Origin of the sequence: Arthrobacter sp. 147(2020) (assembly GCF_013116715.1) — a bacterium.
Lineage (GTDB): Bacteria > Actinomycetota > Actinomycetes > Actinomycetales > Micrococcaceae > Arthrobacter_D.
The window spans coordinates 1-19,917 of sequence record NZ_JABFOM010000007.1; the positions used below are offsets into that span (position 1 = coordinate 1).

Annotated in this window: 21 protein-coding genes and 1 pseudogene; 8 read left to right on the forward strand and 14 right to left on the reverse strand. The window is 64.4% G+C overall.

The window, feature by feature from the left end:
* A pseudogene (locus HMI58_RS14640) lies at window positions 1-305 on the reverse strand (hypothetical protein); the annotation flags it as partial.
* A 1,042-nt stretch (window positions 306-1,347) separates the two neighbouring features.
* Between HMI58_RS14640 and HMI58_RS06870 the strand changes: the two are divergent.
* The 3 genes from HMI58_RS06870 to HMI58_RS06880 all read left to right on the forward strand — a co-directional run bounded on the left by HMI58_RS06870 (window position 1,348) and on the right by HMI58_RS06880 (window position 2,998).
* Complete coding sequence (locus HMI58_RS06870) at window positions 1,348-1,707, forward strand: VOC family protein (RefSeq protein WP_171585261.1); 360 nt, start codon at window positions 1,348-1,350, stop codon at window positions 1,705-1,707.
* A 20-nt stretch (window positions 1,708-1,727) separates the two neighbouring features.
* Complete coding sequence (locus HMI58_RS06875; RefSeq protein ID WP_171618621.1) at window positions 1,728-2,159, forward strand: DUF1801 domain-containing protein; 432 nt, start codon at window positions 1,728-1,730, stop codon at window positions 2,157-2,159.
* Window positions 2,160-2,302: 143 nt separating this feature from the next.
* Window positions 2,303-2,998 (forward strand): hypothetical protein, encoded by a 696-nt coding sequence (locus tag HMI58_RS06880; RefSeq protein ID WP_171618622.1) that lies wholly within the window; start codon window positions 2,303-2,305, stop codon window positions 2,996-2,998.
* 30 nt (window positions 2,999-3,028) lie between these two features.
* On the opposite strand, the gene HMI58_RS06885 is transcribed toward HMI58_RS06880, so the two are convergent.
* The 9 genes from HMI58_RS06885 to HMI58_RS06925 all read right to left on the reverse strand — a co-directional run bounded on the left by HMI58_RS06885 (window position 3,029) and on the right by HMI58_RS06925 (window position 12,990).
* Entirely contained in the window at window positions 3,029-4,276 is a 1,248-nt protein-coding gene (locus HMI58_RS06885; RefSeq protein ID WP_171618623.1) for an ABC transporter permease, read from the reverse strand.
* A complete protein-coding gene (locus HMI58_RS06890; RefSeq protein WP_171618624.1) occupies window positions 4,273-5,154 on the reverse strand; it encodes an ATP-binding cassette domain-containing protein in 882 nt (293 codons plus the stop codon). Before HMI58_RS06890 ends, HMI58_RS06885 begins: the two co-directional genes overlap by 4 nt.
* Window positions 5,155-5,233: 79 nt before the next feature.
* Entirely contained in the window at window positions 5,234-5,920 is a 687-nt protein-coding gene (locus tag HMI58_RS06895) for a response regulator transcription factor (RefSeq protein ID WP_171585266.1), read from the reverse strand.
* A 41-nt stretch (window positions 5,921-5,961) separates the two neighbouring features.
* Window positions 5,962-7,308: a histidine kinase gene (locus HMI58_RS14935; protein WP_171618625.1), complete on the reverse strand. Its 1,347-nt coding sequence runs from the start codon at window positions 7,306-7,308 to the stop codon at window positions 5,962-5,964.
* Window positions 7,309-7,480: 172 nt separating this feature from the next.
* Window positions 7,481-8,893: an amidase family protein gene (locus HMI58_RS06905; RefSeq protein WP_171618626.1), complete on the reverse strand. Its 1,413-nt coding sequence runs from the start codon at window positions 8,891-8,893 to the stop codon at window positions 7,481-7,483.
* Window positions 8,890-10,119, reverse strand: coding sequence for an amidohydrolase (locus HMI58_RS06910; protein WP_171585269.1), 1,230 nt, complete (start codon window positions 10,117-10,119; stop codon window positions 8,890-8,892). Before HMI58_RS06910 ends, HMI58_RS06905 begins: the two co-directional genes overlap by 4 nt.
* Before the next feature lie 38 nt (window positions 10,120-10,157).
* Window positions 10,158-10,889, reverse strand: coding sequence for a hypothetical protein (locus HMI58_RS06915; protein ID WP_171618627.1), 732 nt, complete (start codon window positions 10,887-10,889; stop codon window positions 10,158-10,160).
* A 28-nt stretch (window positions 10,890-10,917) separates the two neighbouring features.
* Window positions 10,918-11,673 carry a DUF5058 family protein gene (locus HMI58_RS06920; RefSeq protein ID WP_171585271.1) on the reverse strand — a complete coding sequence of 252 codons (756 nt, stop codon included), beginning with the start codon at window positions 11,671-11,673 and terminating at the stop codon, window positions 10,918-10,920.
* A 45-nt stretch (window positions 11,674-11,718) separates the two neighbouring features.
* Window positions 11,719-12,990, reverse strand: coding sequence for a M20 family metallo-hydrolase (locus tag HMI58_RS06925; RefSeq protein ID WP_171618628.1), 1,272 nt, complete (start codon window positions 12,988-12,990; stop codon window positions 11,719-11,721).
* Window positions 12,991-13,291: 301 nt separating this feature from the next.
* On the opposite strand from HMI58_RS06925, the gene HMI58_RS06930 reads away from it, so the two are divergent.
* Genes HMI58_RS06930 through HMI58_RS06940 form a run of 4 tightly spaced genes read left to right on the forward strand, consistent with a single transcriptional unit; the run spans window position 13,292 to window position 15,852 of the window.
* The gene (locus tag HMI58_RS06930) at window positions 13,292-14,278 is read left to right on the forward strand and encodes a LacI family DNA-binding transcriptional regulator (protein ID WP_225668436.1); all 987 of its coding nucleotides are present in this window, start codon (window positions 13,292-13,294) and stop codon (window positions 14,276-14,278) included.
* Window positions 14,269-14,826, forward strand: a complete 558-nt coding sequence (locus HMI58_RS06935) for a uridine kinase (RefSeq protein WP_205207984.1) — start codon at window positions 14,269-14,271, stop codon at window positions 14,824-14,826. Before HMI58_RS06930 ends, HMI58_RS06935 begins: the two co-directional genes overlap by 10 nt.
* A complete protein-coding gene (locus HMI58_RS14530; protein ID WP_205207985.1) occupies window positions 14,811-14,972 on the forward strand; it encodes a hypothetical protein in 162 nt (53 codons plus the stop codon). The genes HMI58_RS06935 and HMI58_RS14530 overlap by 16 nt, the downstream gene beginning before the upstream one ends.
* A 49-nt stretch (window positions 14,973-15,021) precedes the next feature.
* Window positions 15,022-15,852, forward strand: a complete 831-nt coding sequence (locus HMI58_RS06940; RefSeq protein WP_171618629.1) for a class II glutamine amidotransferase — start codon at window positions 15,022-15,024, stop codon at window positions 15,850-15,852.
* On the opposite strand, the gene HMI58_RS06945 is transcribed toward HMI58_RS06940, so the two are convergent.
* Window positions 15,849-17,012, reverse strand: a complete 1,164-nt coding sequence (locus HMI58_RS06945; protein ID WP_171618630.1) for an AI-2E family transporter — start codon at window positions 17,010-17,012, stop codon at window positions 15,849-15,851. The genes HMI58_RS06940 and HMI58_RS06945 overlap by 4 nt on opposite strands.
* 103 nt (window positions 17,013-17,115) lie before the next feature.
* Here HMI58_RS06945 and HMI58_RS06950 point away from each other — a divergent pair, with 103 nt between their 5' ends.
* Window positions 17,116-18,402: an ion channel protein gene (locus HMI58_RS06950; protein ID WP_171618631.1), complete on the forward strand. Its 1,287-nt coding sequence runs from the start codon at window positions 17,116-17,118 to the stop codon at window positions 18,400-18,402.
* A 34-nt stretch (window positions 18,403-18,436) separates the two neighbouring features.
* On the opposite strand, the gene HMI58_RS06955 is transcribed toward HMI58_RS06950, so the two are convergent.
* The 3 genes from HMI58_RS06955 to HMI58_RS06965 form a co-directional block, all read right to left on the reverse strand.
* Complete coding sequence (locus HMI58_RS06955) at window positions 18,437-18,988, reverse strand: hypothetical protein (RefSeq protein WP_225668424.1); 552 nt, start codon at window positions 18,986-18,988, stop codon at window positions 18,437-18,439.
* A gap of 38 nt (window positions 18,989-19,026) precedes the next feature.
* On the reverse strand, window positions 19,027-19,416 hold the full coding sequence (locus tag HMI58_RS06960; RefSeq protein ID WP_171585276.1) for an SHOCT domain-containing protein: 390 nt from the start codon (window positions 19,414-19,416) through the stop codon (window positions 19,027-19,029).
* A gap of 73 nt (window positions 19,417-19,489) precedes the next feature.
* On the reverse strand, window positions 19,490-19,879 hold the full coding sequence (locus tag HMI58_RS06965; protein ID WP_171585277.1) for an SHOCT domain-containing protein: 390 nt from the start codon (window positions 19,877-19,879) through the stop codon (window positions 19,490-19,492).
* Window positions 19,880-19,917: the final 38 nt, after the last annotated feature.

Here is a 19,917-nt window from a genome sequence, read left to right on the forward strand (position 1 = left end):
GGGTCGGCACCGGTGTGGTCTCGGTTGGTGTGGGAACGGGCGTCGTGAGCGTCGGCGTAGGGACTGGGGTGGTGACCGTAGGGCTGGGCACCGGGGTGGTCAACGTTGGTGTAGGCACCGGGGTGGTCACCGTAGATGTAGGCACCGGGGTGGTCACCGTAGGAGTGGGAACCGGCGTCGTCACCGTAGGGGTGGTCACCGTAGGAGTGGGAACCGGCGTCGTCACTGTAGGGGAAGGCACCGGCGTCGTCGTCGTCGGTGATGGGACGGGCGTCGTAGTCGGCGGGACGGTCGCCGTGATGCATTCCGAGCTGGTGAAGACGTTGTTGTTCAGGGTTACAGCGCCATCGCGGGCAAGTGCACGCCCGTCGATAGTCGAAGCACTATTCACAGTGATCGAGGTCTGCGCCAGAATGGTCCCCGCAAAAGCTGAGCCGGAGCCCAGGGTCGCCGAGCTACCGACCTGCCAATAGACGTTGCAGGCCTGGGCCCCGTTGATGAACTGGACGCTGCTGCTCGAACCGGTGGTGAGGGTCGATCCGGCCTGGAAGATAAATACAGCGTTGGGGTTGCCCTGGCCATTCAAGGTCAGCGCCCCGTTGAGTCCGAGTCCCGTAGCGTTGGTATATACGCCTTCCACCAGGGTGAGCCCACCCAATTCCGCCGCCACGCTGGCGGTACTCGGTTCAAGGGCAGCGTTGTTGTAGGCGGTGTCAAGGTCCGATTTTGCCTGAACTGCCGCGGGGTTCGCGATGTCTTCTCCGGCTGAAACTGGGGCACCGGTGACTGACATTCCCGGGCTCAGCCCGAGCCTGCGATTAAGGGTCGTTGCCCCGGTATTGGTGACTGTGGTGCCGGCAAGTACCGAATAGTTTGCCGCGGTGCTCAGCAGAGGAGCGTCGGCCGCAAAAGCAGCTGGCTGTCCGGTAAGTGCCCCCAGGAGCACCATGAACCCAGCGGTGGTGGCTGCGACGACGCCGACCACAGCCCGCGTTTGTGGATTGGCAAAGTTGCCATTTTTTCTGTGGGAATGACTGGTGCTCATGTGGATGCCTTTCAGCAGCGAGAGTGCGCCCAAGAGCGCGACCCTCGCCATGGCCCGATCCACAGCGAACGATCTCGATTTAGGTCACGAGAGAGAGTAGACACAATGCGAGATGATCAAGCGAGACTAGTAACCGAAGGGTACTTAGCTCTTCGGTTCCTTCTGTCAGAGTAACCCCTACGAGCGTAAAAAGATCCTCAATCGCGAACAATTAATTTATTTGTCAACCCCCTGTTCTCTTTTCACCGCTACTTCCGGAATTATGCCTTCATATTCGCCGGACCTGGCAGTAGTATTCCGGCATGGCAATTGCCCGCTACCCCAGTGTGGTCATCGACTGTCCCGACGCCTCGTCGCTCGCAGCGTTCTACGGCGAAATCCTTGGTTGGCGCTCTGACGTCAATGACGGATGGGTGGATATCCGCCCGGACGACGGAAGCAACTGCATCTCGTTCCAGTCGGTGGAGAACTACCGTGCGCCGGAGTGGCCCGGGCAGGACGCGCCGCAGCAGATGCACCTCGACCTGATGGTGCAGGACCTCGATCATGGCGAGTCAGTGGTGCTGGGGCTGGGTGGTACCAAGGCCGCCGTCCAGCCCGGAGAGACCTTCCGTGTCTACCTCGACCCCGCCGGGCATCCGTTCTGCCTGTGCCTGAGCTGACCCGGTGGAAGCGATCACCGATGGCTGATTCCCCCACTGGCCCGACGGGCGCAGAATCCACCGAGTTTGTCGCGGCCGTTGCACATCCCGTCCGGCGCAAGGACGCGGAGACCCTGCTGACGCTGATGGAGTCAGCAACCGGTGAGGTTCCCGTCATGTGGGGACCCACAATGGTGGGCTTTGGGCACTACCACTACCGGTATGACTCGGGCCGGACCGGTGATGCGTTCGCCGTCGGATTCTCGCCGCGCTCAGCAAACCTGATGCTGTACGGGCTCAGCTATGGCGATGACTCAGAACGATTGCTCGCCGAACTTGGCAAACACAAGCGGGGAAGTTCGTGCATCTATATCAACAAACTTGCCGACGTTGATCTGGACATTCTGGCCCGCCTGGTCCGGGAGGGCTACGAATATTCGACGACTGTCAGGGACAGTTCCTCAGCTGACTGATCGGTGAAATCCGGCCTCGAACCGGACGCCGTTTGAATCGCTGTATAACGGTTCGACCACGTAACCAAGTTGTGCTGTCAGATGGCGCGTCGCGTCTGTAATGTCCAAGACATCTACTCACCGTCTCACTGAAAGCACCGCCCGTGAAGAAGCTCTCGCCCTTTTTTGCCCTGTCTATCTCCGCCCTCCTCCTGACGGGGTGCGCCGCCAACGTTGGACCCGCGGCCGAGGCAACTGACTCAGACGCGAGCGCGTCCCCGGCAGCGACGGCGACGGTGTCGCCCAGCCCCGCCTCGAGTCCAGCAGGCTCCGCCGTTGCCGCACCGACCGCTGAGCCCGCGGCAGCTTCTCCCGCACCAACTACTGAGCCGACCACACCAGAACCGACAGCTGAGGCTACTCCTGCTCCAACCACCGAGCCGACCATGGAGGCTGAGCCAACCGAGGAGCCTAGCGAGGAGCCGATCACTGAAACCTCAGAGCCTCCGATTCCCGGGCTGTCGGGTAGCTATGACGACCTGGAACTGGTTTCCACCTGGGATGGCCAGCGGGTTGTCCGCCATGTGGGTACCACCTGGAACATCGCCGGCTCGGGCTACGCGCCGGGAGCAGAGATCCAGGTGATCTTCACACCCGTTCAAAGTGACTATTCGCTGATTGGTTACCCGGTCACCTACGCCGACGCCAACGGCAATTACACCTTCGAAATCAGCCTCGGACCCGATCTCGAACCCGGGGACTACGGGGTGATGGCTGTCCCCTTGGGGCTGAGCTCCGAGGAGACCGAGGCAGCCAAGCGGTTCTCCATTATCGAAGTGGTCTCCACCTGGGCACCCTAGCCGACCCGGCAAAGACCACCTCGATGGCTGCTACTGTTCCAGCTTCATCGCCTTCCGTAGGCTCAGCGCTCCGCCACCCTGCATGACTGCCCGGCGGTAGATCTTCTCGCCGAGGTGGAGCAGTGCGACGGCCGCGGCCAGTGCGATCACCAGTGACAGCAAAGGCTCCCACAGTGCCACGGGAGAGTTCAGCACCCGGATCGGCATTGCGACTGAAGACACCACCGGGATGTAGGAGGCGATCACCAGGAACTGGCCCGAGGCGAACAACCCGACAAAGAGTGCACCAAAGATCAGTGCCATCACCGGAGTCGAATTGTTGTTCAGGTCCTCGGGCCGGCTCGCCAGGGACCCGAGTACTGCCCAGATGGCGGCGAGGATCAGGAACCCAAAGAGGAAGAACACGAGGAACCAGCCGGAGGCAGGGATAATGCTGCCGACCAGGTCAGCGGTGTCCGTGAGGTTGAGCGCCAGCAACGCGGCGCCGCCGTAGAGGGCCAGCTGGACCATGGCCAGGATCGTGTTGCCCAATACCTTTCCATACAGCAGCTGACGGATCGGGATGGCGGTGGCCAGGATCTCCACGACCCGGTTCTGCTTCTCCTCGACCACCGAGTTGGCGATCGCCATGCCGAAGATGATCGACGCCATGTAGAACAGGAAACTGAAAACGAAGCCGGCGATGGTGGCAAGCAACTGGTTTTCGGCGCTGCCCTCCAGCAGTATCTGTTCCAGCTCGGCGCCGGAGAGCAGTTGCTCGGCTGTCGTGCCGACAGCTGCGGCATTGCTTTCCAGGACAAACGCGTTCAGCGCCTCGCCCACAAGCTGGGTGATTCCCGAGTCGATCTCGGTTTTCCCGGTGAGCTGCCAGGCGCCGTCGGACCCCTGCAGCAGCGCCGCATCGGCTTCCTCGGCCCGCACCAGTTCTACTGCGGCGTCATCGGAGTCCGCCTCGACGGCGGTGAAGGTGACGTTGCCGTCGTTGGCCTGACCCGCCTCATCGGCGAGCTGGACCACTGCTGTGGCGGAATCCGACTGGACCGCAACAGAGAAGTCGTCGCCACGGTTCATCATGAAGGCGTTGAAGACCACACCGCCAACAATCAACACCAGGGTGACCAGGGTGCTGATCGCATAACTGCGGTCCCTGACCTTGATCATGACTTCCCGCAGGGTCACGATCAGCCAGGGCGGCTGCGTCCCCGTGGACCGGGGGCGCGCATCCTGCGATGAAGGTGCGCTCCCCTCACGATCCTTGACACGTGTTTCGGTGCTCATTGGGAAACCTCCCGGTAGATTTCGCTCAGGCTTGGCCTGATCCGGCTAAATTCGTGCACGCTGCCGCGGGTCATTGCTGTGGCGAGCAGGCGTTGCGCGGTGTCATCATTGTCGAGTTCCACCACGGCGTCCTGGCCGGCGACGTCGATGACCCGCACTCCAGCTTCCTCGCGGACCCACCCGGCGTCGGGGGTGACCGTCAGCCGGTGACGACGGGGTGCCGACGCCCGGAGCTCCTCGCCCGAGCCTGATGCGACAAGCCGGCCCTGCTGCAGGACCACCAGGTTGTCGCACAACCGGTCGACGAGATCCAGCTGGTGGCTGGAGAACAACACGGGGACGCCCTGGGCGGTGCGATCGCGGAGGAGCTCGACCATCGAGTCCACCGCGACCGGATCAAGTCCGGAGAACGGCTCATCGAGGATCAGGACTGTCGGCCGGTGCAGCAGCGATGCGGCAATCTGGACGCGCTGCTGGTTGCCGAGGGAGAGGGACTCAAGCTTGTCCTTCCCGCGGCCGCCGAGCTGAAACCGGTCCAGCAGGTCCTGCGCCTGGGCACGGGCGTCAGAGGGGGTCATCCGGTGCAACTGGCCGAGGTAGACCAGCTGGTCGAGGATCGGCTGTTTGGGATAGAGTCCGCGTTCTTCAGGCATGTAGCCAAAGGTGGACCGGTCACTGGCGGTGATGGGCTTGCCGTCCATCAGGACTTCGCCGCCGTGGGCGGTGAGCACCCCCATGATCATCCTCATGGTGGTGGTCTTGCCGGCCCCGTTGGCGCCGACGAAGCCGGTCATCTTTCCGGACGGGATAGTGAAGCTCACGTCGTCGACGGCGAGGTTCTCGCCGAAGCGCCGCGTGAGGTTCTGGACCTGCAGCATTGTTTCCTCCTGGTTGTCTTCCTGGAGTCAAGCCTAGGCAGCAGGGCCGGGCACCGGATGAGCCAAAAGGCGGAACCTGTTACTCCCCCGGACGGATGAGTCCGCTCTCGTAGGCGAAGACCACTGCCTGCACCCTGTCCCGCACCTGGACCTTCGCGAGGAGTGAGGAGACGTGGGACTTCACTGTGGCCTCAGCGAGGAAGAACTTGCTGGCGAGTTCGGCGTTGCTGAGGCCGGTGGCCAGGCTGGCGAGGATTTCTTTCTCCCGCTGGGTGAGGGAATCGAGGCGTTTACGGTGTTCGCTGCTCGGCTGGGCTGCCGGCGTCGTTCCTGCAGCCTCAAGGGATTTGGCGAAGCGCTCGATCACCCGGACTGTGACCTCGGGGGCGAGCAGCGCGTACCCTCCGGCGACAGCCTGCACGGCGGCGATCAGGTCATCAGGGTCGGCGTTCTTCAGGAGGAAACCACTGGCACCGCCGCGGATCGCGTCGAACAGATAGTCCTCACGCTCGAAAGTAGTCAGGATGATGACCCTGCCCCGGTGCGCCCGGGTGATCAGCTCAGTAGCCTGGATGCCGTCCATCACCGGCATCTGGACGTCCATCAGGATGACATCGACGTCGTGCTGGCTGGCGAAGTCCACGGCTTCCTGACCGTTGGTGACCTGTCCCACCACCTCAATGTCGTCCTCGATGGAGAGCATGGTGGCGAACCCTGCCCGGACCAGGGCCTGGTCGTCGGCGAGCAGCACGCGGATGGAATCCATGGGTGTCCTTCAGCAGTTGGTTCAGCAGGTGGTCCAGATGGTCAGTGGAGCAGGAATCTGGCGCGAACCCGCCAGCCGCCCTCCGAGCGCGGCCCGATTTCTGCGGTGCCCCGGTGGAGGGCCACCCGCTCACGGATTCCCTGCAGGCCATACCCGGACCCGGTGTCGGAAGTTGCGCGTGGCATCCCATTGTCCACTGTTTCGAGCTCAACCCACCGCTGCTCCCCGGCGCGTCCGGTCCGCAGGGTCATCACCGCAGACCCGGCGGTTGAATGCCGCCGCACATTGGTCAGGGATTCCTGGGCCGTGCGGAACAGCGAGAGTGCCAGCGGCGCCGAGATTTCGGCGAGCGCGCCGGGAATGTCCTCCACCCGGCCGAAGCTGACGGTGAGCCCCAGCTCCCGGTGCTGGCGGGCCAACTCCTCAAGGTCGTCGAGTCCGGGCTCGGGTCGCCGGCCCCCGTCATTCGCTGCGCCGGCCTCTGAGCTTTCAGCACGGAGCACACCCAGAAGGTTCCGCATATCGGTCACCGCCTGACGGCTGGCTTGTTCGATGGTGCGCAGTGACTCGACTGCGACGTCGGGGCGTTTGTCGATTACCCGGCGGGCGGCACCAGCCTGCACCCCGATCACCGAGACGTGGTGCGCGACGACGTCGTGCAGTTCACGGGCGATGCGCAGGCGCTCCTCCACAACGGCCCGCCGTGCCAGTTCTTCCGCCTGGTCGCTGAGTAGCACTGCCTGTTCTGCCAGCTGGGTGCGCTGCAGCGCGTTGCGCCAGGAGGACATGCCCGCGAGGATGGCGCCGCCAAAATAGGCAAAGTTCACAACGAAGTTGTACAGCGCCACCGAGGTGAGTGGCTCGAAGATTCCGCCGGTGAACTCGGGGTTGTCCTCGTACTGGGCGAGGATGCCATCGAACGTGTTCGCCACCGTGAGGCCGAGGATAATCCACAGGGTCATCGCAACCACCACTACGGTGGTGCAGATCCATAAGGTTCTCCGATCTCTGGCCCAGGCGACGGCTGAGTAGAGGGACGCAAAGTAGGCCACCTGATAGGAGAGCTGGAGCGACACCAGGGGCGAGAGCAGGCTTAGGAGGATGAACAGGGTGGACATCACCAGCATGACGATCACCGGGTACTTCCGGCGAAGCACCAGCGGCAGGATCATACCCGCGAGCACCAGGTGCTGAACCCAGACCGGGTGGCTGTCCTCGGTGACCATCCCGAATCCACGGGTCAGTTCGAGCGTGAAGGCGCTGACCAAAGCAAAGACGAGCACCCCGAGGACATCTCTGCGCAGCTCCTCCCGGGTGGGGCCGGGACGTTCCCACCGGTTGTCGTCACTGTCGACGGTGTGGAGCCTGAGCCATGCGAGGAGGTTCACCGGTCGCGCCTTCGCGGTACTGGGCGCACGGAATCGATCATGGATGCCAGTGTAGTCAGCGGGCACGGGGGTCCGACTCCCCCGCCCGGTCTAGTCCGATCGGATGAGGCTTAGCCAGACCGGCCCGCCTCCCCCTTCGGATCGGGGCGAGGCGGGCTGCCGGACGGACGGATCAGAGGGTTGGCGCCTGCTTCGCGTAACCAGTGGCCTGCTCGAACCCGTACGCCACCTGCAAGAGGTCAACATCCCTTCCGTGGGGCATCGTCAGCTGCAGACCAACCGGGAGCCCGGTGGTGCTGAAACCGGCGGGGACCGAGACCGCGGGAAGTCCCGTCGCCGAGATGAGGCAGGCGGACCGCATCCAGTCGAGGTAGGTTTCACACTCGACGCCCTCAACCGCTGTGGGGTAGCGCAGCGTGGCATCGAAGGGCAACACCTGGGCCACCGGGCTGACGAAGACATCGAACCTTGTGAAGAAGTCGGCCACCTTCCCGGCCAACCGGGTCCGGGCAAGCGCGGCAGCGACCAGATCGCGGCCGGTCAACGCCTTGCCCTGTTCAACGTTCCACTGCACCTCGGGTTTGATTACCTCCCCGTGCTTCTCAAGGAGCGTCCCATAGGCCAGGAGGAAATCGAACGCCCGTGTGATGCCGAAGACCTGGTCAGCGTCCCGCAGGTCGGGCGCCGCCTCCTCGACGGTCGCGCCCAGGTCCACGAAGACCTGCAGCTGGGATTCCAGAACGCGCAGCACCTCTTTCTCCACGGGGACCCCCAACCCAAAGTCGGGCGACCAGCCGATCCTCAGGCCGGTGAGATCCCTGTGCAACGGGTCGCTGAACCGCTTGCTGCCCAGCGGATAGGGGTAGGGAACATCAGGATGCGCGCCGGCGACCGCGCTCATCCCCAGGGCGATATCCTCGACGTCGCGGGCCATCAGCCCGGTCCGCCCCAGCCAGGCCCACGCGTTGCGGGTGGGCGACATCGGCAGGACGCCCACTGACGGCCTGAAGCCCACAATGTTGCAGAACGACGCCGGGATGCGCAGTGACCCGCCCATGTCGCTGCCGTCGCTCAGCGGCTGGATGCGGGCCGCGATCGCGGCGGCGGCTCCCCCGCTGCTCCCTCCGGCGCTCACAGTGGCGTCATATGGGTTGGTGGTGGTCCCGAAGATCTCGTTGAACGTGTGCGATCCGGCGGCGAACTCCGGTACGTTCGTCTTCCCTGTGGTCACCACCCCGGCAGTCTTCAGCCGGCCGATCACCAGATCGTCGAACGTCGGCACATGGTCCTTGAAGATCACTGACCCCTGGGTGGTCCGCATCCCCTTGGTGTTGTTGGTGTCCTTGTGGGTCATCGGCAGACCGTGCAGTGGTGGCAGGTCGACCCCCGACGCCGTCAGCTCATCAGCTGCCGCAGCCAGCCGCTGTGCGCCGTCCCGGTCCTGGGTGATGACCGCATTGATCTTCGCGTTTACCGCGTCGATCCGGACGAAGTGCGCCTCGAGCGCCTCCCGGGCAGAGATGTCACGACGGCGGATCGCGCCGGTGAGCGCCGTCGCCGAGAGATCCATAGGTCCGCCGGTCATCGCGCAACTTTCGAGAGGATGGCTGTCATGGCGGCACGGACGCCGGTGGTGAGGGTCGGTTCGATGTCGGGGGCGAAGTGCGGCGAGTGGTTGCCGGGAAGGGGCGTGTCGGCGTCGAGCCGTTCCTGGTTGTAGGCGCCGAACATCCAGTACACGGACGGCACCCCGATGGCCGTCGCGAACAAGCCGAAGTCCTCGCTGCCCATGACCGGCGGAACCTCGTTGACTGAGTCCTCGCCCAGCGTCAGGTGGAACTCCTTGATCAGCGCATCAGTGGTGTCGGGGTCGTTGTAGCACTCCGGGAAGCTGGAGATTTCCTCGATCGACGGCGCCGGGGCGCCGGATGCGTCGGCCTCCGCCTTGATGATGCGGCGGAGGGAATCAAGCACCCGCTCCCGCACCTCGGGGTCGAAGGTGCGCACGTTGACCGAGAACTCGGCGGTGTCAGGGATGATGTTCTCCTTCAGCCCGGCGTGGAAGGTGCCGATCGTGACGACCGCCGACTTCATCGGGTGCACTTCCCGGGCGACGATCGTCTGGATCCGCACCACCATGTGGGCGCCGAGCACGATCGGGTCGATCGACTGATCCGGCTGGGACCCGTGCGCCTGCCGGCCCTGGACGGTGATTTTCCAGGAGTCCGCCATGGCCATCGCGGTGCCGCGGCTGATGTTCACCGTCCCGGCGAGGCCCGGCCAGACGTGCTGGCCGTAGATCACCTCGGGTTTAGGTGCCTTGTCCCAGATTCCGTCCTCCACCATGGCTTTGGCCCCGGCGGCTGTTTCCTCACCCGGCTGGAAGATGAACACCACAGTGCCCGACCAGGTCTGAAGCCCCTCGCTGAGCAGCCTCGCCGCCGTCAGTGCTGCGGTGATGTGCGTGTCATGACCGCACCCGTGCATCACCGGCACCTCGGTCCCGTCGGCGAGGTGCCCCCTCGCCTGGCTGGCGTAGTCAAGGCCGGTGTCCTCCTGCATGGGCAGGCCATCAGTATCGGCGCGGAAGCCGACCACCGGGCCTTCACCATTGCGGAGGACTCCGACGACGCCGGTTCCGCCGCACAGGTACGCTTCGATTCCCAGGTCGGTGAGTGCCTTCAGGATGAAATCGGCGGTCTGGGTTTCCTGCATGGACAGTTCCGGGTGGGCGTGCAGATGACGGTACAGCTCGTGCATGGCCGTGCGGTGATCGGCGGACAGTTCGAGCGAGGTGGTCTCGGTGGTCATGGGGTTCCTATCGTGGAGGTGGTGGTGAGGACGGCGGACTAGATGCCGGGGTGTTCCTGGACGGCGGCGGCGTCGGAGTTCCTGGACCGCAGGAACCAGGCGAGCACCGCGGTCAGCAGCACCACGATGCCAGTGGCTGGCTTCGCGAGGGCGGGAACGGCGGGCACCAGGACAAACAGGACGACGACGGCAACGACGACGGCGATCACCGTCACCCGGGGCTGCTTCATCGTCACGATGAGCTGCACCAGGACGGCGCCGATGATGCTCGGGAAGATGTAGAGCCGCGCGACGTCGACAATATCGGTGGGAATGATACTGACCAGCCAGGTGCCAAGCACTCCGACGAACAGGAGCATCGAGAAGACATGGACCATAGCGGCCCCACAGATGGCCATCAGAGCCGAGAACTCTCCGCGCTTGGTTCCTGCCTTTGCACCCACTGCGGCCTGGGCCACCAGGGCTGAGGGAAGCAGCTTGTTGGCGATATTGCCGATCATGAACGCCTGGTACATGGCGGCCGGGCCGAGGACCGGGTAGTAGGTGATCGGCTCGACGAACCAGAGGACGAAGAACGCGGCAGCGACGGCGAAGAACGCCGTCCAGATCATCCCGGAGGTGATGCCCAGGTCGGTGAACAGGACCAGGTAGATGGGGGCGGCAAGGGAGAACACGAGCGCGATGATCATGGTGATGCGTCCCCAGCGGGACGTGGTGCGGTCAAACTGGTCGACGGCGGCGGTCTGTTCAGCAATGGCTGTAAAGCTCATGGCATGTTCCTTTCGTGGAGGGTGCTGCTCAGGCCGCTGCGGGAGCGAGGCCGGCGGTGTGGGCGAAATAGGCGACCGCGAGGCCCACCAGGATGGCGATGCCGAGGCCCCATTCCCGGAGCCAGGCGGCGGACAGCGTCTTGGCGAGGAAGAGGCAGATACCCATCACCAGGGCCGACACGATCACTGTGATGATGTGCACCGGGGTTTTCCCGAGCTCGGCGATGCCCAGGCTGGCGAAGGCACCGATGAGCGCGGCGGCGGGCACGATGGCCATCAGTGCCGGGTTGACATGCCGCAGTTTGGAGTCTCCCCGCTTCAGCAGCGGGGTGAGGGCGAGGGTGGCGATCATCCACATGGCGCCGGACATGCTCATGGCCATGAAAGCGACAACGAAGACCGCCTGCGTGTAGTCCGGACCGCCCAGCGTGGCATCCATGGTGGCCGCGGCGAGCGATGCCGACGCCGACTCGGTGGCAGCGGATCCCACCAGGCCGATCCGGACCAGCACTGCAGGGGTTCCGAACAGGGTCAGGAGCGCGACGCTGACCAGGACCACCGCGAGGGAGGGTCCGATCGCTGCCACGGCGCCAGCCCTGAACGAGGTCTTCAGCTCGGCCTGCGAGATGTTGGCCGAGGGACCAGCCTTCTGGGCTGCGCGCATGTAGATCACTGATTGAAGGATGATCGCTCCGAAAACACCGATCGCCAGGATCCACAGGATGGGAATGTTGGCGATGGCGAGGATATCGGTGGATCCTCCGGGCATGACTGCGGTTTTCATGACTGCTCCAGGGGGAAAGGGGGACGGATCATTGGCGGGGATGGTCTAGGAATGGCCGGTGAGTGTTGTCTGGTCGAGGGCGATGAGTGTTTGGGTCAGGGCTGTCACACCCGTCGCGACATCGGCGAAGTCTGTCCATTCCTCGGGACAGTGGCTCTTGCCGGCTTTGGAGGGGATGAAGATCATGCCCATCGGCGCGAGGGTCGCCATGTGGACTGCGTCGTGAGTGGCGCCGCTGGGAACCGGCATCCAGGGGACGCCCAGGGTGTCGGCGACCCGCGCTGCGGTGTCGTGGACACCCGGGTGGGTGTGGACCACCTCGTTGTCAGTTGACCAGGTGAAGTCGACGTCCACACCGTGGTGGCTGGCCTGGCCGAGAATTTCCTGGGCGAGGCGGCCCTTCACGCCGGAGAGCCAGTCGGCGTCGACGCTTCGCACCTCGCTGGTCATCCTGACCAGTGAGGGAACCACGTTGGGTGAGCGGGACTCGGATTCGAGGCGGGTGGTGGTGGCTACGCCGTGGGTGGGCGCTCCGCATCCTTCCCGTCGGACGGCAAGGACCGCTTCGGCAGCGGCAACCATGGCGTCGGCGCGGTCGGTCATCGGCCTGGTCCCGGCGTGGTCGGGTGAACCGGTGAAGACCGCGAGGAGCCGCTGGATTCCCGCGATGCCCGTCACTATCCCGAGGGGAAGCCCACGCTGCTCGAGGGTGGGGCCCTGTTCGATGTGCAGTTCGAGGAACGCGTGCAATCCGGTCCTGCGGGCCCAGTGGGAGTTCAGGGTGGCCGCCGGGTCGAGACCGAAGCGTGAATAGCTTTCACCGAGGGTGACTCCCCGGTAGTCGGTACGGTCCAGGTCCTGGGCGGTCAGCTCGCCGGCCGCAGCCCGGCTGCCGAGGCAGCTCAGTCCATAGGGGTTGGATTCCTCGCCGAAGAAATCGACCACCAGGAGGTCCCGGGTGAGTGAGGTGCCACCTTCCCGCAGCTGCCGTACCGCGTCGAGCGCCCCCAGGACTCCGACAATTCCATCAAACCGGCCGCCGCCGTCGACCGTGTCCGTGTGGGAACCGGTGACGAGAGCGGGGGCATTGGGGTTGGTTCCGGGAAGCCGGCCCACGATGTTGCCGGCACCATCGGTGTGCACTTCGAGTCCGGCATCTTTCATGCGGTGAACTGTCCACTGCCGGGACTCGCGGTAGGCCTCGCTGAACACATCCCGGGTCCACCCCGGCCGTGAGGCCTCACGGTAGCCGGAGATCTCGGTAATTCCCGCTCCCAGCCGCTCGGCTGCCTCGATCGTGTGGCTCGAAGTGTGCAAAGGAAGGCCTTTCGTCGATCTTGGTCGGTGGAATACGAACTGCTTGTGCAATCGTTTGCATGCCGTTGCGAACACATAACGCTCGTACGAATATGGTCTACATCACACTACTCAGGCCTCGTTACGTCAAGGTTTCGAGGGAATTAACTTCTCGCCCCTGATCCCTCCCGGCGCGCGTAGGGACAGGTTCGCGCAAACCATTGCGCTGACGACTGCACGTGGCCGTAGACTGCGCTATAGAAGTGAAAGGGGCAAAGCTATCGCTGATCTGACAGGCGTTGAGCGCCAGAGACCGGTAACGCTGGCGACCGTTGCCCGGCATGCCCAGGTCCATGTATCAACCGTTTCGCGCGCCCTCAGCGAGGATCCCTCAGGGGTGGGGTCAGACACCGTCCGTCGGGTCCGGGAGCTGGCAGCCATGCTGGGGTACCACCGCGACGTCGGAGCGGCAGCGCTCCGCACCGGAAGTTCCCGACTTATCGGGGTTCTGGTGCCCCGCCTGACCGACCTTGTCCTGGCCACCATCTACGAGAGCATTGACGCCGCGGCGGGCACTGCCGGGTACACCACTGTCGTCTCCAATACTCTTGACGACCCGGCTCGTCGGCGCGGCCGGCTGGATGCCCTGCTGTCCCGCCGGCTCGATGGCGTGATCATCGGAGACTCGCACATCGGAGACACCGCTGCCTTCGAGTTGCAGCAGCGAGGTGTGCCGTACGTCCTGGTGATGCGTAAACTCGAGGGCCATCTGTCAGTGACCACCGACGACCACCTCGGTGGCCGCCTTGCGGCCGAACACCTGCTGTCGCTGGGACACCAACGGGTGGGAGTGATCGCCGGTGACCTCCTGGCCAGCACCGGCTTGCAGCGGACCCAAGGCTTCCGGACCGCTTTCGAGGCTGCTGGGTACCCGATCGAGGACCACTACGTGGTGAACTCCGGTTTCGGTGCCCGGGCGGGGAGGCTCGCCGGGGACCAGCTCATGAGCCTTCAGCACCCGCCGTCGGCAATCTTCGCTGTGGACGACCTGACAGCGGTTGGCGCCATGGGGGCCATTCGCGCCGTCGGGAAACACCTGCGGGAGGATGTGGCCCTGGTGGGCTACAACGACGTCGATCTGGCCGCCAACCTGCCGGTTCCGTTGACCTCCGTCCGCTCGGCGCTCACCGAGATGGGAGAGCTCAGCTTCGCCGCGCTGCAACGGCGGATCAATGGTGAGGAGACCGAATCGGTCCTCCTGAAGCCGGTGCTCATCCCCCGCGCAACGACTGTGGAACGGTGGGAGTAGGGTCTGTCGCGACGGTGTTCGCGGGAATTGCTGCGGCCATCACACCGTCTGCGGGCGCCCGGCGCACCCTGGTGGGCATCGACGGGGTGGACGGTGCGGGAAAGACCACCTTCGCCGATGCGCTTGCGGAGTACCTGCGATTGCAGGGCCAGACCGTCGCGCGGGTCAGTCTGGACAACTTCCACCACCGCCGGGGTCTTCGGTATCGGCTCGGACCCTCGTCCCCTGACGGGTTCTGGCTCGATTCCTATGACTACCGGAGCCTCCACGAGCGTGTGCTTGACCCTTTGGCCCCCGGCGGCTCGGGATGGTTCCGTCCCGCCGCCCACGACCTTCTCTCCGATGCACCGGTCACCCCGCCCTGCGAGTTCGCCCCACCGGGTTCCATCGTCATCCTGGATGGTCTGTTCCTGCACCGCGATGAGGTGATGCGCTCCTGGGACTTTTCGGTGTTCCTTGATGTCCCCTTCCAGGTAACGGCCCGGCGGATGGCAGTCCGCGATGGCTCCCCTGCCGATCCCGGCACCCGGGGATGCGCCGATACGTAGGGGGCCAGGAGATCTATTTCGCGCTGTGCAATCCCGCGGCCAGGGCAACCCTCGTGATCGACAACACCGATCCGGAATCACCGGCGGTGATCACCGCCGACGCCGCTTCCTACGTCCTACCGTCAGGGCTCACCCCTGACGGGTGAGCCTTGACCTGACCAGCCCGTGGTGAGATGAGGCCGGAAAGGTGGACTCATGTGCCGTTGGATTGCCTACTCCGGAACACCCGTCAATCTGGAGGACCTGCTGTACAAACCCGAGCGTTCCCTGGTGATGCAGAGCAAGCATTCGCGACTGGGAGCGGAAGCGATCAACGGGAACGGCTTCGGCATCGGTTGGTATTCAACGCTCCCCCGCCCAGGCCTCTTCCACAGCACCGATCCCGCGTGGAACAACATCAACCTGCGCGAACTCTCAGCTCTTGCGTGGTCGGGCCGGGTTTTTGCGCACATCCGGGCCTCAACCGGTACCGCGGTCCAGCAGACCAACTGCCACCCGTTCCGCTACGACCGGTGGCTGTGGATGCACAACGGGCTGATCAACGACTTCCCGAAGATCAAGCGTGACATGACCCTGGACATCGCTCCGGAGCTGTTCCCCCTGATCGAGGGGTCCACCGATTCCGAGCTGTTCTTCTACCTTGCGCTGACCTTCGGGCTCACTGACGACCCTCCCCGGGCTGTGGCACGCGCGGTCCACCGGATCGAGGAGATCGGCCGGCGCTACGGCGTTGAGCATCCCCTGCAGATGACGGTCGCGGTGACGGACGGCGAAACGACGTGGGCTTTCCGGTATTCCACCGAGGGAAGGTCGCGTTCGCTCTTCAGAAGCACCGACATGTCGGCGCTCCGCGCACTCCATCCGACCCACGAACTGCTGCAAGGCCTGTCCGACGACGCCCGCCTGATAGTGTCCGAACCGTTGGGAGACCTTGAGGGCGCGTGGCAGGAGGTCCCTGAATCCTCCTACCTTGTGGTGCACGGTGCCGACGCCGACATTTACCCGTTCTCGCCTGCTCCCGCCTAGCGGGCGTTTTGCCGCGGAACCACCACGCGGCGAACGATCAGGGTGATCGCCGCTGCCACTGGGGTCGCGATGAGCGCCCCGATGAACCCCATCAGCACGGCCCCGGCGGTAGCCGAGATGAGCACGGTAGCCCCTGGAATGTGCAGCGCCTTACCCATCGCCTTCGGCGTCAGGATGTACGCCTCGACCTGCATGTACACCAGCATCGCCACCAGCACGATCAGGCCCGAGACGGGCGAACTGAGGAACGCGAAGATGCTCATGAAAACGGTTGTCACCACCGTGCCGATCAGGGGAATCAGCGTGATGAAGAACGCCGCAAACGAGATGAGACCTGCGTAGGGAACCCTGGTGAGGGTCAGGATGATCAGGCTGAACCCGGCGTTGATCGCAGCGAGCACCACCATGCCGCCTAGGTAGCGTCCGATGGAGTCGGTGATCTGTTCAGTGAGGTAGATGGTGGTATGGCGTTTGGACCGGCTGACCAGCGAGTAGAAACCCCGCTTCATACTTTTGAGCGAGGCCAGGAAGTACAGGGTAAGCACGGCGGTGAAGAACGCGGAAGACACCCCGCCGGCAATGCCTCCGCCGATCGCCAGGGCGCCGCCGGCGACGACGGCCCAGAACGAGGGATGACCGACCAGCTCGTTGAGCCAGTCAATCGCAGCATCGGCACCACCGTTGGTCAAGGTATTCAGGCTCTGTACCACGGGCTGGTCCGCCAACCTGTCGATACTGCCCGGCAGTGCACGGGCCAGCGCGAGTGCCTGCCGGATCAACGGGGGCAGCACGAGGACCAGCGTGGTGCCGGCAAGCAGGGCAAATCCCAGGGCGACGACGAAGATCGCCCTGCCCCTCGATTGGCCCGCCCGCGTCAGCAGGTTGACCAGCGGGTTGAGGGCCAGTGCGATGAACAGTGCGGCGAAGACGGTGAACACCACTGACGACATCGCCACCAGCGACATCACCAGACCCAGCGCAACAATTGCGCCGAGGGTTACCGAAAACCCCAGCGCGAACGGCGACAGGGGCTGACGGTTCCGGCGCTGCGCGTCCCGCCGTGTGGAAGGCACCTCCCCCGTCGACGGTGGGACGGGCGTGCTGAGGTTGGGGCGACCCGGCTCGCCGACAAGATCCTTACGTGGTTGCGCGTTCATCATGACTCGATCCGTTGCCGGTGCGTCCTACGCCTACTGTCCCTCCCCTGCTTCAGGCACGGGATCACCCGCGCAGGGTGATTTGGCCTCCAACGCCCTGAGGAGAATGGCAGATGTGGACGGACAAGGGGAACCAGCAATCCGGACGCTCCTGGGCCTCTCACTCCCCGCGGCCGCAGTAGGTGTCGTCGCAGCCCTCGGACTATTCCTCGTCGAGGAAGCCGCCCACCTGCTCGAACACGTCCTCTGGGTTGACCTTCCGGGCGCCTGGGGCCTCTCCCCCGATTCCGGCTGGTGGATTTTCACCGTCCTCACCGCAACCGGGCTGGCGATCGGACTCATCCTGTCCTTTGTCCCCGGTCACGGCGGTCGGGATACGGCGACGGTCGAGCTCATCGCGCCGCCGCTGGCGCTCGCCGTCGTTCCCGGGCTTCTCCTGGTGACGGTCCTGATGCTGGCGGGCGGAGTCAGCCTGGGCCCCGAGTCCCCGATCATCGCAATCAATACCGCTGTCATCGTGGCCCTCGTCGGAAGGCTATGGCCACAGATCGGCGTGGAACTGGTGGTCTTGGTGACAGCAGCGGGAACCATCGGGGCGCTCTTCGGTACGCCCGTTGCCGCGGCCCTGGTGTTCACCGGGGTGGTCGCCGCAGCGAAGTCCGGCGGCGCGCTGTGGGACCGGCTTTTCCTCCCCCTCCTTGCGGCGGCCGCCGGATCACTGACGATGAGGGTGATCGATGGGCCCCAGTTTGGCGCGACGGGCATTCCCGCACTGGGGGCACCACGGTTGTCGGATCTGCTGGCCGCCGGTGTTGTGGCCAGCGTTGCGGCGCTAATCATCCTGCTGGGCGCGATCATTTTCCGGCCGCTCCATGCCGTCTTCAGGAAATGGGGGAAACCATGGATCTACACCACCGTTGGCGGGATGATCCTCGGCGTGCTGGGAGCGGTCGGAGGCTCGGTCACGCTGTTCAAGGGTGGTCAACAGATGGCGGACCTGATCCGGGGCGCGGAGGACTACTCAGCGACCCAGCTGGTCTTCATTATCGCTGTCAAGCTCGCAGCGTTGCTGGTGGCCGCTACTGCCGGCTTCCGGGGTGGACGGATCTTCCCCGCAGTCTTCATCGGGGCTGCGGTGGGTCTCCTGGCTCAGTCCCTCCTCCCCGGCATCCCTCTCGGTCTGGCCCTTGCCAGCGGAATTCTTGGGGCTGTGCTGGCGGAATGCCGGGACGGGTGGATTGCCCTGTTCATCGCGATCATCGTGGTCGGTGATATCTCCCTGCTTGCCGTCTTGTGCCTGGCTGTGCTGCCCGTGTGGCTTCTGGTGGCCCGCGCACCGAAGATGATGGTGTATTCGGCGGACCGTGGCCACGTCCCGGGGGCAAGCGTCTAATCCACCGCGACTCTGTCGGTCGGTCAGGGCGCGATCAGGGACTCTCGGTGCAGCCGTCCGGTTCCGAGTTCCCACTCACGGTAAAGTCCTCACAGGTAAGGAAGACCGAATGGTTTACCCCGAGGGCGTAGGCGGTAGCGGCGATGGAGGCCACCGCGGCGATCACCAGGGCCCGTCGTACCAGGGGCAGGTCGGAGCCCAATGCGGGCCAGACAACCCTGGCCAGCACCCACATGGTCGCCGGTATACCCACGATGGCGATGGCATTCCCCAGGAGGTCGGTCAGTACATCCAGCGGGCTCCCGTCGTCCCTGCCGACAATGACGAGGATCAGCCACACCGTGGGCAGGAAGAGGGCGATCGCCCGGCGCAACCGATACCGTTCTCCATCCCTGCGGAAGATGACAACGAGGAGGGCCGCGGTCGCCGCAGCCCAGACCGTCAGGACCTGATCAAAAAACAGCCGGCCCCAGGCCCCGAGGGTGAACGAGGGCCACCAGACCGCAACACACATGCCGACTGCGATCACGCCCTGGGTATGCGCGGGTGCGGTCGCGGCCGGTCCCTGGCCGTCTGGTGTTTCCATGCCCGGTGACGCCTTCTGCCCGCCGAAGCAGTTCCCTCCTAGGCGCTGAGGGCCTTCTGCTTGATCAGGGTGTACTCCTCATCAGTGATGGTGCCGGCGTCGAGCAGTGCCCGTGCCTTATTGATTTCGTCGCTGAGGCTGACACCTGAGACCGACCGGATGTACGCCGATTGGGCGTCCTGACGGGCGATCGCCTGCTCCTGGTTCCGGGTTGCCATTCCATCGCCCCGAACAATCAAGTACACGAGGATTGACAGGAAAGGAAGGAAAACCAGGCCGATGAGCCACACCGCCTTGTGCCAGCCCTTGAGGGCCTTGTCGCGGAAGAGATCGGCGATGACTGAGAAGAGGATCGTAACGAAGGCCAGTACCGCGTAGATCCAGAAGAGGAACCAGAAGATGTTCCAAAAACTGGTCCAGAAATCCATTGCTACTCCTAAGTGAGTGAAACTTGGTGGGTGAATTCCCCGGGTGGGGTCATTCCTGGGGTCATTTGGCTGACTACTGTGCGAGCGTCTGCCGCTTGATCAGCTCGTACTCTTCCGAACTGATGGTCCCGGCGTCGAGCAGAGCCCGGGCCTTTGCAATCTCATCGCTGAGGCTCGCCCCCGAGACGGACCTGATGTAGGCGGCTTGCTCCTCGCGACGTTCGTCGGCAAACCGCTGCCCGCGCGTCGCCATGCCATCGCCCCGGGCGATGAGATACACGAGAATCGATAGGAAGGGGACGAAGACGAGGAAGACCAGCCAGACTGCCTTAAGCCAGCCGCTCAGATTCCCATCCCGGAACAGGTCGGTGATGACCGAAAAGAGCAGGGTCAGGAACGCGATCAGGGCGTAGATCCAGATCAGTAGCCAGAAGAAATCCCAGACTCTCGACAGAATTTCCATTTTTCACTCCTTTGGGCGACATGCACTGGTGGTCGGGG

Bases quoted from the DNA above. Each gene is read 5' to 3' on its own strand.
- HMI58_RS06870 (WP_171585261.1), top strand. From the start codon at position 1,348: ATGGCAATTGCCCGCTACCCCAGTGTGGTCATCGACTGTCCCGACGCC.
- HMI58_RS06875 (WP_171618621.1), top strand. From the start codon at position 1,728: ATGGCTGATTCCCCCACTGGCCCGACGGGCGCAGAATCCACCGAGTTT.
- HMI58_RS06885 (WP_171618623.1), bottom strand. From the start codon at position 4,276: ATGAGCACCGAAACACGTGTCAAGGATCGTGAGGGGAGCGCACCTTCA.
- HMI58_RS06890 (WP_171618624.1), bottom strand. From the start codon at position 5,154: ATGCTGCAGGTCCAGAACCTCACGCGGCGCTTCGGCGAGAACCTCGCC.
- HMI58_RS06895 (WP_171585266.1), bottom strand. From the start codon at position 5,920: ATGGATTCCATCCGCGTGCTGCTCGCCGACGACCAGGCCCTGGTCCGG.
- HMI58_RS06905 (WP_171618626.1), bottom strand. From the start codon at position 8,893: ATGACCGGCGGACCTATGGATCTCTCGGCGACGGCGCTCACCGGCGCG.
- HMI58_RS06910 (WP_171585269.1), bottom strand. From the start codon at position 10,119: ATGACCACCGAGACCACCTCGCTCGAACTGTCCGCCGATCACCGCACG.
- HMI58_RS06915 (WP_171618627.1), bottom strand. From the start codon at position 10,889: ATGAGCTTTACAGCCATTGCTGAACAGACCGCCGCCGTCGACCAGTTT.
- HMI58_RS06920 (WP_171585271.1), bottom strand. From the start codon at position 11,673: ATGAAAACCGCAGTCATGCCCGGAGGATCCACCGATATCCTCGCCATC.
- HMI58_RS14530 (WP_205207985.1), top strand. From the start codon at position 14,811: ATGCGCCGATACGTAGGGGGCCAGGAGATCTATTTCGCGCTGTGCAAT.
- HMI58_RS06940 (WP_171618629.1), top strand. From the start codon at position 15,022: ATGTGCCGTTGGATTGCCTACTCCGGAACACCCGTCAATCTGGAGGAC.
- HMI58_RS06945 (WP_171618630.1), bottom strand. From the start codon at position 17,012: ATGATGAACGCGCAACCACGTAAGGATCTTGTCGGCGAGCCGGGTCGC.
- HMI58_RS06950 (WP_171618631.1), top strand. From the start codon at position 17,116: ATGGCAGATGTGGACGGACAAGGGGAACCAGCAATCCGGACGCTCCTG.
- HMI58_RS06955 (WP_225668424.1), bottom strand. From the start codon at position 18,988: ATGGAAACACCAGACGGCCAGGGACCGGCCGCGACCGCACCCGCGCAT.
- HMI58_RS06960 (WP_171585276.1), bottom strand. From the start codon at position 19,416: ATGGATTTCTGGACCAGTTTTTGGAACATCTTCTGGTTCCTCTTCTGG.
- HMI58_RS06965 (WP_171585277.1), bottom strand. From the start codon at position 19,879: ATGGAAATTCTGTCGAGAGTCTGGGATTTCTTCTGGCTACTGATCTGG.